Raw genomic sequence first — 11,443 nt, 5'->3', positions numbered from 1 at the left:
CCAATTATGCTGATTCATTATCCAGTTTTCAGGGAATAAATTACCAATACAATTGTTCCTCAGTAGCTCAATGGTGGAGCAACCGGCTGTTAACCGGTAGGCTGGCGGTTCGAGTCCGTCCTGAGGAGCCATTCCTTTCGAAATTGGCCCGTTGGTGAAGCGGTTTAACACAGCAGCCTTTCACGCTGTCATTCAGGGGTTCGAATCCCCTACGGGTCACCATTTTTCTTATTAGTCTCTCGCTAGATTGCGAGTATATCTGGAGGCTTAGCTCAGCTGGGAGAGCATCTGCCTTACAAGCAGAGGGTCGGCGGTTCGATCCCGTCAGCCTCCACCATTTATTTTATGCCTTTATCGTGGGGAGATAGTGAAGTGGCTAAACACGGCAGACTGTAAATCTGCTCCCTCCGGGTTCGGCGGTTCGAATCCGTCTCTCCCCACCACTAATATTGGGGTATAGCCAAGCGGTAAGGCAACGGACTTTGACTCCGTCACTCCCAGGTTCAAATCCTGGTACCCCAGCCATTGGGAGCCATTAGCTCAGTTGGTAGAGCATCTGACTTTTAATCAGAGGGTCGAAGGTTCGAGTCCTTCATGGCTCACCATTTTTTATTTTAACCAAGTGCGGACGTAGCTCAATTGGTAGAGCGTCGCCTTGCCAAGGCGAAGGTCGAGGGTTCGAGACCCTTCGTCCGCTCCATATATGTGCCCTTAGCTCAGCTGGATAGAGCGTTTGACTACGAATCAAAAGGCCGGGAGTTCGAATCTCTCAGGGCACGCCATATTGTCGGGAAGTAGCTCAGCTTGGTAGAGTACTTGGTTTGGGACCAAGGTGTCGCAGGTTCGAATCCTGTCTTCCCGACCATGATTATGCGGGTGTAGTTCAATGGTAGAACTCCAGCCTTCCAAGCTGGTCGCGTGGGTTCGATTCCCATCACCCGCTCCATACATAATAAGGAAGCAACTCAGTCATATGAGTTGCTTTTTTGTTACTGTCTAAGAAAGTATAAACTTCTGGGTATCACTTCCTTATACGCATGAAAAACTTCTTCTAAAGAAGTACCAGCTTCTTCGTAAGACTTCGATAGAGGCTTTTCTTATCTCTCATATTTTTTGTTAATTCATAACTATGCAAGAAATTGTCAAGTTGAGTCATTTTTTTCTGGCGTCTACAATGAAACAAAACGAGTTCTAGATTTTCCAGAGGAGGATGATATGGATTATGAACAAAAATATATCTATTATAGGTGTACCACTCGATCTAGGAGCTGATCGTAGAGGCGTAGACATGGGACCGAGTGCAATTCGTTATGCAGGTGTTGTAAAACGCCTTGAAGGTTTGGGATATACAGTTAAGGATCTTGATAACATTCAAGTGATAAGGCCTGAATATTTCGAAGAGGTCGATAACCATAAATATTTGTCCCATGTACTAGATACGAATGAGCAGCTAGCTGATATGATTTCCCAAGAGATGGAGATGGGACAGTTTCCGCTTGTATTAGGAGGCGATCATAGCATTGCTCTTGGTACGATTACAGGAGTAGCTAAATCTAAAAAAAATATGGGGGTTATCTGGTTTGATGCTCATGGAGACTTGAATACAGGAGCAACCTCACCGTCAGGAAATATACATGGTATGCCTCTTGCTGCTCTACTCGGCTATGGTCATGATAAGTTGGTTCAGTTTGGGGGATTCTCACCAAAAATCAAACCGGAAAATACAGTTATTATTGGAGCACGTGATTTAGATCCTGGTGAAAGAAAGCTAATTAAAGAGATTGGCGTCAAAGTGTATACCATGCATGAAGTTGATAGACTAGGAATGACACGTGTTATGGAAGAAACACTTACTCATGTGACGAAGGGTACAGATGGAGTTCATTTAAGCCTTGATCTGGATGGCTTAGATCCTTTGTACGCACCAGGGGTAGGAACTCCAGTTATTGGGGGCATATCATATCGAGAAGGTCATTTGGCTATGGAAATACTTGCAGAAGCTGATGTGTTAACATCTGCAGAATTTGTAGAAGTTAATCCGATATTGGATCGAGAGAATGTGACAGCAAAAGTAACGGTAGCGTTAATTAGCTCTGCATTTGGGGATAAGCTCTTATAGCATATAAAAAATTTTCAATCGAAATTCAATTAGAGAAGCTGTTACTTCATTAGAGGATGTATTAGGAAGTAATGCAGCGCAAAGTAGATACATTTGGATACAGTAAGAAAACAGGCGAAGGAGATAACTCCATTCGCCTGTTTGTAAGGTTGTCCAATAGGTTTTCGATTAATCGTGGTACAATATAATACATATGTTAAGCTAGATTTTCCGTATTAGAGAGGAAGGCTATTGATTTTTTGAGTGTGATATAAGGTGGCGATCATAGGTAGTATAGGTTGTATTTTGCCATTCATTAAGTAATTGATCCAGCTTAACGCTTAATTCCATCATTTCAGGAGTTATGGCAGGGTATCGTTTGTATTTATCATTTAATTCTTTTCGCAAAGACTCAATACGATTGCTAAGAGCACATTTTTTTGTCAAGAATCACACGCTCCTTTGCTTTAACTCTTATACAACGCTTATCATTTATATCGGATAAACACCCTTTTTTTTACATGGATAAACAGAAACAAAAGGAAGAATTAGAAAAAAATGAAGAAAACGAGACATAAACCTGTTTTTAATAAAAAAAATAACTTGAAATGAAACTGATTCGTTTCTAATTCGTATAGAAAACTGGTTACATTCTAGGGAGGAAAGCATGGAATATGTAGAACGACGTTTGGTGGAGCGTGCGCGGCAAGATGACCGCGAAGCATTCGCAGAACTGGTCGAAATGTACAAGGACAAGATCTTTCAACTGGCTTTTCGCATGGTAGGGAATCGACAAGAAGCAGAGGATATTGCCCAAGAGACATTTTTGCGGGTGTTTGCGAATTTACAATCTTATGATGAAAGCTACCGCTTTTCAACATGGATTTATCGCATAGCTACCAACTTATGTATAGATAGGGGAAGAAAGAAAAAGCCTCAATTTTCCCTGGACGAGGAGCAAGGGGGCGAATTGGAGGGATTGGACTGGTACTCCCGATTACCTTCGAATGACAAGACTCCAGAAGAAAAGGTGGTTGTACAAGAACTGCAGGAAACGGTTCAGGCTGCCTTAAATCAACTTAACCCAAAGTACCGCTCTATCATGGTACTTCGTTATATTGAGGATTTGTCGTTACAAGAAATAAGTGATGCTCTTCAGTTACCGGTAACCACAATTAAAACAAGAATTCATCGTGGGCGTGAAGCTTTACGGAAAAAGCTGAAACTATAACGAAAGGAGACGTATTCAAATGGAAATCGATTGCAAAGAAGCGAGAGTACTTACTCATGTTTTCCTGGATAAAGACATAGACCAGTTGTCGAATCAACGTCTTCAACAGCATTTGGTTGTATGTGAAGCTTGCCGAAACCACTTAGTAGAGTTACAAACTGTAGTGGCTTTTGTGGAAAGTGCTTCCCATGTACATGCACCAAGTGACTTTACCGCACGTGTTATGGCGCAACTACCCGCAGTACCGAAACGTAAAACGTTTGGTAATTTCTTAAGGAAACATCCCTTTTTGACGGCAGCTGCTGTTTTCTTTTTCCTTATGACGGGAAACCTATTTACATCCTGGTTTGATGATAATACGTTACAGGTTACCTCAACAAATATGGACCAACTAAAAATTGATCGGGATCGTAATATGGTCGTGGTTCCTGCAGGTACGACTCTGACTGGTGATTTAATCGTCAAGAACGGAAGCGTCGAGGTAGAAGGCGAAGTAAATGGAAATGTAGTCGCTATTGATGGAAGTGTCTTTTTAGCTTCTACAGCACAGGTGGCTGGAAATATTGAGTCGGTAGAGGAGATTTTGGATTGGGTTTGGTATGAGTTTAAAAATATGGGAAACTACTTGCTTCCTTCGGCTCCATAAGAGAAAATAGAAGGTGATGAGAAGGTGGCACGGCAAATAGGCCGTGCTTTTTTCCGCAACAATCCAATCAGAGATCTTAGATAGTATTGGAGTAGGAATGTGAGGCGGCTGTATGGGTGACCTAAATTACGTTAATATATTGCGTGACGGGGCTGACATCCTTTGCGTCACGTACCTGATTTATAAGCTGATTATTTTAATGAGGGGAACTCGTGCTGTTCAGCTATTGAAGGGTATTATGATTGTCATAGTGGCATGGTTCCTAAGTAAGTATTTTGGGTTCCATACGTTACACACCTTAATGTCCCAGGCTTTTTACTACGGGGTATTGGCTATTGTTATCATCTTTCAGCCAGAATTACGCCGTGCGCTTGAACAATTGGGACGGGGTAAATTGTTTTCGCGCTCCTATTCTAGTGATGAAGAGGAAAGTGTAAAACGAATGGTTCAGGAAGTGGTAAAAGCGGTCAATTATATGGCGAAGCGGCGCATAGGGGCTCTTATTGTTGTAGAGAGAGAAACGGGATTAAATGATTATGTGGAAACGGGCATACCGATCAATGGACAAGTAACGTCCGAGTTGCTCATTAACATCTTCATTCCTAATACTCCAATGCATGACGGGGCTGTTATTATTCGGAAAGAGACCGTACTAGCTTCGGGTTGTTATTTACCCCTGTCTGAAAATCCGTCCATTTCCAAGGAGTTAGGTACCCGCCACAGAGCCGCAATTGGTATGAGTGAGGTATCAGATGGTATTTCTATAATCGTTTCGGAGGAAACAGGAGCAATATCCATAGCCTCCAATGGAATCGTTACACGTAGTATTAATGAAGAACAATTGACGCAAAGAATGCTCGAACGCCTCTCTACACAATCGAAGAACAAGTCAGCGGCATGGCAATGGAGGAGAAAAAATGGATAAATGGTTAAACAATCATTGGATAGTCCGTGGAATAGCTCTATTACTTGCCATTATGGTCTGGATGATCGTAAATCTGGAACCAGAAAAGAGTAATTCAAGTCAGAGTGGCACACCACCTAGAGTTTTTGAACAAGTCGATGTTAAGCCATATTATGATGCTGAGAACTACGAAATCGTGAATAAGATTTCAAAAGTGACAGTTGCGGTTGAAACAGAAGATCCGTTTTTCAGATATAGTAATTTTTTGTCGTCCAGCTCCCATGAAGTATATGTAGATGCCAGAGGATTGCCAAGTGGCCCTCATCGATTACAGGTGAAAACACGAGGTTTTCCTGACGGAGCCAAGGTAACCGTGATGCCCGAGTACGTCGATATTACGTTAGAGAAGCTGCAGACCGTTGAGGTTGATGTAGAGGTGGATATCGTTGGTACGGTAGCTGAAGGGTATAAAGTAAGTGATCCGATTTTGAAGCCATTCCGTGTATACGTGAAAGTACCAGAGAGTCAGATAAGTAAAATTGGCTCGGTAAAAGCTAAGGTTGATGTAAATGGTGCCGATGAAACTGTTGTTACCAATGCAAAATTAAAAGTGTATGATACCATGGGTAAAGAGATGACGGATGTTGAGATTTCACCGATGGTGGTAGAGGTTAACGTCCCAATTACAAGCCCGAATGAAGTCGTACCGATCAAATTAAACTTGACGAATGAATTGCCAGATGGCTATAGCTTGTCTAGCATCGGCATGGATTCGGATGTGGTAAAGATATTTGGTCCTATTGATGTGATTGGTAAACTAGAAACCTATCCAGGGCCTACGATAGATCTAAGTACAATTACCTCAGATAGCCGTTTACAGGTGAAAATGCCGTTAGCTCCGAAGATCGTAAAAGTTGAACCAGACATGTTAAATGTTACGTTAACGGTGGTTCCTTCGGAGACGAAACAAATGACAGGCATCCCACTTCGTATTACAGGGTTAGAAGAGAATCATACAGCTGAGATATTAGGTGCGAACGGAGAAAAATTAACTACGCTAGATGTGAACGTAGTGGGTGCACCTAGCATTTTGGAAAAAATGACGGCTAATGATATACAAATCGTGGCAGACATTAGTACCTTACCTGCTGGAGTACACGAAGTCCCGTTGATCTACAACAACAATCAACCAGATTTCGTTAAAATTGCAAAAGGAACGATTGAAAAAGTGACAGTTGAAATCACAAAAAAACCAGAGTAACATAGCCTATTACGTGTATAGGAAAGAAATGAGGGACAAGGATGGGGAAGTATTTCGGAACAGACGGCGTACGTGGTGTTGCAAATACGCAGCTCACACCGGAATTAGCGTATAAGATTGGTCGAGTCGGTGGGTACGTGCTAACAAGACATAAGGAAGAAAGCAAACCAAAAGTAGTGATTGGTCGTGATACTCGTATCTCTGGACAAATGTTAGAGAGTGCCTTGATCGCAGGTCTTCTATCTGTAGGTGCAGAAGTGATGCGTTTGGGAGTTATTTCAACATCCGGAGTAGCCTATTTAACCCGTGCTATGGGGGCAGATGCTGGAGTTATGATTTCAGCCTCACACAATCCGTTTGAGGATAATGGAATCAAGTTTTTTGGCAGCGACGGTTTCAAGCTATCTGATGAAGATGAAAATGAAATCGAACAATATCTGGATGCAGGAGAAGATGACTTGCCGCGTCCAACTGGAGAAGATATTGGTACGGTCATTGATTACCTAGAGGGTAGCCAGAAGTATTTGTCACACTTAAAAGGCTCAGTAAACGAGCGTTTTGAGGGGATGAAGGTAGTTCTGGATTGTGCGAATGGTTCGGTAGCCTCTCTTGCAGCACGTCTATTTGCTGACGTAGAAGCGGATGTAATTACAATCGGAGCTAGTCCAAATGGCATAAACATCAATGACAATTGTGGTTCTACCCATCCTGAACGTTTGCAAGAAGAAGTTGTGAAGCATAATGCTGTACTGGGTCTTTCCTTTGATGGAGATGCCGATCGTTGTATTGCTGTTGATGAAAAGGGAAACCTTGTGGATGGCGATTACATCATGGCAGTATGTGCTCGTGCTTTGAAACAAAACGGAAGACTGAACAACAATACGGTTGTAACCACCGTGATGGCTAACCTAGGCTTTTTCAAGGCAATGGAAGAGAACGGTATCAATACAACTCGCACAGCTGTTGGAGATCGCTACGTGATGGAAGAAATGGTACGTGGCGGCTACAATCTGGGTGGCGAACAGTCTGGACATATCATTTTCCTTGATTACAATACAACAGGCGATGGATTGCTAACAGGATTACAACTTCTGAACATTATTAAAGAAAGTGGTAAACCGCTCTCTGAGTTGAAGGAGATCATGCAAAAGTTCCCGCAACTACTGGTAAATGTTCGTGTAGAAGATAAATCCAAACTAAAAGGCAATGAAGTGATTGAGCAGGCGATTAAAGAAGTGGAAGAGAGCTTGCATGGCAATGGTCGTGTTCTGGTTCGTCCTTCTGGTACAGAGCCAATCGTACGTGTAATGGCAGAAGGTCCAGAAGAAGCAGAACTTGAGATATTGGTGGAAAAAATTGTTGAAGTGGTCAAAAGTGAACTAGCATAACAGAAGGCAAACAAGATGTTAGGTAGATGAATGAAAAGGAGCAGCAGATGATGTTGCTCCTTTTTTTTATAAGATAAGAATGGACTGTGATAGAAGTTTCTTATAGGATAAATTGTATCCGCATAGGTGCAGCTTAGATTTCCCCCGTATCAAAGACTCGGAAAAGACAGTGAAGGCAGTAATACTCCATGTGTACGATTCTATTGATCGGGTTACATGTAATTTGCTATGAGCTTTGAAAAAGAACAAGGGGGAAGAAAAATGGGAGAAGCGTTACATATTGCGAGTGAATGGAACAAAGAAGATGCAATTCATGTCAGAAAACAGTTAATTCAGTTTAATAAGCTGAAGGTTTCTGTTGCTGATAAAGAGTTTGAAGTAGAAGATGTAAGTTTGATTTTGAAGGATGAGGACGGGAAGATCTTTGGTGGTCTGACTGGCTATACCCATTGGCAATGCCTTAACGTAGATATTTTTTGGATAGATGAGAACGTGCGAGGACAAGGTTATGGTAAGAAAATGCTTCAAATGGCTGAAGATCTAGCGAGAGAGAAAAAGTGTAGGCTGATTAAACTAGATACGCTTAGCTTCCAGGCTCCAGATTTTTATCAGAAGCAGGGCTATACGATTTATGGAACACTTGAGGACTTTCCAGAGGGATGTACCCACTATTATTTGTATAAAAAAGTAGAATAATTGGATGATAAATCGCTAACACTTTGCTGATAAGGTTAGCGGTTTTTTTTATAGAATAAAGAGGTAAATACGGTGGCGCAAAATGGCTTCAATCTGCATAACATATAGGGTTAACCCAGTTTGTTTAAAAGAAAAAATCAGTTTGTTTCGCATGAGAGAAGTACAGGTTACATCTCATTGTCATTCCTAGTGAAAAACGGGTATTGTCTCGAATCAAGAGCTATGCTACAGTAGAGCAGTATCTTAATTAACGCCAGAGGAGGAGATGTTACAAAGACAATAGAAAAGCAATACAAAGCGCCAGCGCTGTGACTGTCCGAAATGGAGCATAGTGGACGAGGTGGAGGTTTATCGAAGATTTCGGCGGGTGCCTCCCGGTACTGTATCAATACCGAAAGCTCATGCAACAAAACAATAGGGTAACCTGTTGGACAAAAGCTGAGTGATGATACATAGACAAATAAAAAATATAAATTTTGCTAGGGAATGACGGGGGTACACCCCGTTTGGCAAAAACAGTTGGGTTGTACCCCTGTCGTCTTAAGAGAGGGGTTTTATTAACCATGTGCGGAATCGTAGGATATATTGGACATAAAGCAGCGCAAGACGTAGTAATCGGAGGTTTGCGCAAGCTTGAATATCGCGGATATGACTCTGCGGGTGTAGCTGTTATGACGGAGCACGGCTTGGATCATGCAAAGACCAAGGGGCGGATTGCTATGTTAGAAGAGCATTTGGAAGGTAAAGCATTGCAAGGGACTGTAGGGATTGGTCATACTCGTTGGGCAACACACGGAAAACCATCCAATGAGAACTCTCACCCACACCTGGATGCTACTCGCAAATTCGCGGTAGTCCATAACGGGATTATCGAAAACTATTTAACAATTAAAGAAGATCTGCAAAAGAAAGGGTACGAATTCGTCTCCGAAACGGATACAGAAGTAATTGCTCATTTGATTGCAGATTTATATAATGGCGACATTGAGGCAACGGTGCGTAAGGCGATTACGATGATGCGCGGTGCTTATGCACTAGGAATCATGACTGAGTATGAGCCGAATAAATTGATTGCGGTTCGTCTGGCAAGTCCACTAATCGTTGGTATTGGTGAAGGAGAAGCCTACATTGGCTCCGATATTCCTGCTATTTTGGAACATACTCGTGATATGTATATCCTGAATGAGGGTGAAATGGCTGTACTTACTCGTGATGGCATCGAGATTACAGTAGCAGAGAGCGGAGAGCCTGTTGAGCGAGACATTTTCCACGTGGATTGGGATTTGGTTCAGGCTGAAAAAGGTGGCTATGATTCTTTCATGCTGAAAGAAATTCATGAGCAACCACAAGCGATGCACGATACCATCGGATCTCGTATTGATCTAGAGCATAAAAGTGTTGTACTGCCTGAGCTGAAAATGTCAGCAGAACAATTAGCTGCTTTTGATCGTATGTACATCGTGGCGTGCGGTACTTCTATGCATGCTGGTCTTGTAGCGAAAGAAGTCATTGAGAAGCTGACACGTATTCCAGTAGAGGTAGCGATCGCTTCTGAATTCCGTTACCGCGATCCGATTTTCACAGAGAAAACGCTTGTTATCGTTATTAGCCAATCAGGTGAAACAGCAGATACACTGGCAGCTTTGCGTGAAGCGAAGAAACACGGTGTAACCGTACTGGCAATCAGCAATGTAGTAGGAAGCTCTGTAGCCCGTGAGGCAGATGAGGTTATCTACACATGGGCAGGTCCAGAAGTAGCGGTTGCTTCTACTAAAGCTTACACATGCCAAAGCTTAGCGCTATACCTGTTTGCTATGTACCTGTCACAGATCAAAGGCACTCAAACAAAAGAACAAATCGCTGAAATGGTGGATCATCTGTTGGAAATTCCAGCACAAACAGCGACAATTCTGGAGAACGAAGCAAGCCTGCGTGAAGTAGCAGCTAAAGTAACAGAAGGCGTACAAAACCTGTTCTTCATCGGACGTGGACTTGACTATGCAGTAACTTTAGAAGGCTCACTCAAGCTAAAAGAAATCTCCTATATCCATTCTGAAGCGTATGCTGCAGGTGAACTCAAGCACGGTACCTTGGCACTGATTGAGGATAATGTTCCAGTCATTGCACTAGCAACTCAACCCGAGTTGTTCGATAAAACCGTATCCAACATTGTAGAGGTAAAAGCTCGTGGTGCTTACACACTCGGCTTCGCTTTTGAAGGAGATACAGAACTCGCGAAAACGGTAGATGAAGTGGTGTATGTACCACGTACTCTTCCCATTCTGTCTCCAGTATTAACTGTCATTCCTATGCAATTGCTTGCTTACTTTGCGTCTACGGCTAGAGGGCTAGATGTGGATAAACCACGGAATTTGGCTAAGAGTGTGACGGTGGAGTAGGTGGGTTTTAGATGGTTGTTGTTGTGTCTGGTGATAAAAAACTGTGCAACCAGTAAAAAAAGTATGAAACTAGTAAAAAAACTAGGAAACCAATTAAAAAAGTGAGAAACCACTAAGCTAAGTCCCGATGATATTGTAATTAATCATCGGGACTTATTCTGTATAGAGGGTGATTCAAATTTCTACAATAGGTAACAGAATTAAATTAATCCGAAAGACGAATAAAGTGAGTCAGGTCAATTTTTCAAGTCAAATCGGAGTTTCCCAAGCTACTTTAAGTGAATTGGAGCAGGATAAATACAAACCATCAGTTGAAACGATAATAGCATTGGTTACAAATTATGAAGTAAATATCGAGTGGTTGATAATGGGTACTAGCTATATTCCTTCTGAAATGTTCGATGTACACAGAATTAATGAAATGGAAGGGGTTTTACTATCAGAGTTTAGAAGACTTAAGATTTTCGATCAAGAAGAGATTTTGGGAATTATTCGATTGAAAATTCAGAGGTATAAATCTTAATATTTGCCTCAATGCTACCTCTTCCGATTTTTACTTAAAACCAAGCTGCCACTAATTAGAGGATCCCAACAGAAAATTGATACTTGATATGTAACTTTATAATAAAGCTTGATAAATAAGTTGCTAAAAGCCCTTGATTTACTAAAAGAAACAAGGGCTTTTATAATAATGTTTGATAAGAATCATGTATGAACCTATTGGTATAGAAAATTTTTAAATAAAGTCTGATACTATGCAATCTATTATGTATAACAATTAAACTCCCTCGAAATGATTCCGTTTCCTCACTCAAGCTCA

The 11,443-nt window shown here is 41.8% G+C and carries 10 protein-coding genes and 10 tRNA genes; 19 read left to right on the top strand and 1 reads right to left on the bottom strand.

The genetic code is table 11. The features are described from left to right. Nucleotides 1–56: 56 nt before the first annotated feature. The 11 genes from LM917_RS23965 to rocF all read left to right on the top strand — a co-directional run bounded on the left by LM917_RS23965 (nt 57) and on the right by rocF (nt 2,119). Nucleotides 57–131: transfer RNA gene (locus LM917_RS23965), tRNA-Asn, on the top strand. A 14-nt stretch (nt 132–145) separates the two neighbouring features. Further along, nucleotides 146–222, top strand: a tRNA-Glu gene (locus tag LM917_RS23960). Nucleotides 223–261: 39 nt separating this feature from the next. Next, nucleotides 262–337: transfer RNA gene (locus LM917_RS23955), tRNA-Val, on the top strand. Nucleotides 338–358: 21 nt separating this feature from the next. Then, nucleotides 359–443, top strand: a tRNA-Tyr gene (locus LM917_RS23950). Between the two features lie 7 nt (nt 444–450). Beyond that, nucleotides 451–525: transfer RNA gene (locus tag LM917_RS23945), tRNA-Gln, on the top strand. 4 nt (nt 526–529) lie between these two features. Continuing rightward, nucleotides 530–605: transfer RNA gene (locus tag LM917_RS23940), tRNA-Lys, on the top strand. A 19-nt stretch (nt 606–624) separates the two neighbouring features. Then, nucleotides 625–700: transfer RNA gene (locus LM917_RS23935), tRNA-Gly, on the top strand. 5 nt (nt 701–705) lie between these two features. Continuing rightward, nucleotides 706–782: transfer RNA gene (locus LM917_RS23930), tRNA-Arg, on the top strand. 6 nt (nt 783–788) lie between these two features. Continuing rightward, nucleotides 789–865: transfer RNA gene (locus LM917_RS23925), tRNA-Pro, on the top strand. Between the two features lie 7 nt (nt 866–872). Continuing rightward, nucleotides 873–946 (top strand) — tRNA-Gly (locus tag LM917_RS23920). A gap of 276 nt (nt 947–1,222) precedes the next feature. Continuing rightward, nucleotides 1,223–2,119: an arginase gene (rocF, locus tag LM917_RS23915; RefSeq protein WP_232700216.1), complete on the top strand. Its 897-nt coding sequence runs from the start codon at nt 1,223–1,225 to the stop codon at nt 2,117–2,119. Nucleotides 2,120–2,347: 228 nt separating this feature from the next. Here the strand turns inward: rocF and LM917_RS23910 are convergent, their stop codons facing one another. Next, the gene (locus tag LM917_RS23910; RefSeq protein ID WP_232700215.1) at nt 2,348–2,545 is read right to left on the bottom strand and encodes an aspartyl-phosphate phosphatase Spo0E family protein; all 198 of its coding nucleotides are present in this window, start codon (nt 2,543–2,545) and stop codon (nt 2,348–2,350) included. Between the two features lie 220 nt (nt 2,546–2,765). On the opposite strand from LM917_RS23910, the gene sigW reads away from it, so the two are divergent. The 8 genes from sigW (at nt 2,766) to LM917_RS23870 (ending at nt 11,146) form a co-directional block, all read left to right on the top strand. Then, on the top strand, nt 2,766–3,329 hold the full coding sequence (sigW, locus tag LM917_RS23905; protein WP_232700214.1) for an RNA polymerase sigma factor SigW: 564 nt from the start codon (nt 2,766–2,768) through the stop codon (nt 3,327–3,329). A gap of 19 nt (nt 3,330–3,348) precedes the next feature. Then, nucleotides 3,349–3,975: a zf-HC2 domain-containing protein gene (locus LM917_RS23900; protein WP_232700213.1), complete on the top strand. Its 627-nt coding sequence runs from the start codon at nt 3,349–3,351 to the stop codon at nt 3,973–3,975. Nucleotides 3,976–4,087: 112 nt separating this feature from the next. Next, nucleotides 4,088–4,900 carry a diadenylate cyclase CdaA gene (gene cdaA, locus LM917_RS23895; protein WP_232700212.1) on the top strand — a complete coding sequence of 271 codons (813 nt, stop codon included), beginning with the start codon at nt 4,088–4,090 and terminating at the stop codon, nt 4,898–4,900. Then, the gene (locus LM917_RS23890; protein WP_232700211.1) at nt 4,893–6,140 is read left to right on the top strand and encodes a CdaR family protein; all 1,248 of its coding nucleotides are present in this window, start codon (nt 4,893–4,895) and stop codon (nt 6,138–6,140) included. The genes cdaA and LM917_RS23890 overlap by 8 nt, the downstream gene beginning before the upstream one ends. A gap of 41 nt (nt 6,141–6,181) precedes the next feature. Next, nucleotides 6,182–7,528: a phosphoglucosamine mutase gene (gene glmM, locus LM917_RS23885; protein WP_232700210.1), complete on the top strand. Its 1,347-nt coding sequence runs from the start codon at nt 6,182–6,184 to the stop codon at nt 7,526–7,528. A gap of 261 nt (nt 7,529–7,789) precedes the next feature. Then, nucleotides 7,790–8,224 carry a GNAT family N-acetyltransferase gene (locus tag LM917_RS23880; RefSeq protein ID WP_232700209.1) on the top strand — a complete coding sequence of 145 codons (435 nt, stop codon included), beginning with the start codon at nt 7,790–7,792 and terminating at the stop codon, nt 8,222–8,224. A gap of 563 nt (nt 8,225–8,787) precedes the next feature. Further along, nucleotides 8,788–10,623 (top strand): glutamine--fructose-6-phosphate transaminase (isomerizing), encoded by a 1,836-nt coding sequence (gene glmS / locus LM917_RS23875; RefSeq protein ID WP_232700208.1) that lies wholly within the window; start codon nt 8,788–8,790, stop codon nt 10,621–10,623. A 169-nt stretch (nt 10,624–10,792) separates the two neighbouring features. Continuing rightward, on the top strand, nt 10,793–11,146 hold the full coding sequence (locus tag LM917_RS23870; RefSeq protein ID WP_309241980.1) for a helix-turn-helix domain-containing protein: 354 nt from the start codon (nt 10,793–10,795) through the stop codon (nt 11,144–11,146). Nucleotides 11,147–11,443 lie beyond the last annotated feature (297 nt).

The organism is Brevibacillus daliensis, assembly GCF_021245735.1.
In the GTDB taxonomy this organism is placed as follows: Bacteria; Bacillota; Bacilli; order Brevibacillales; family Brevibacillaceae; genus Brevibacillus_B; species Brevibacillus_B daliensis.
Note: the sequence above shows the minus strand (reverse complement) of the source record. Positions and strands in the feature narration are given on the sequence as shown.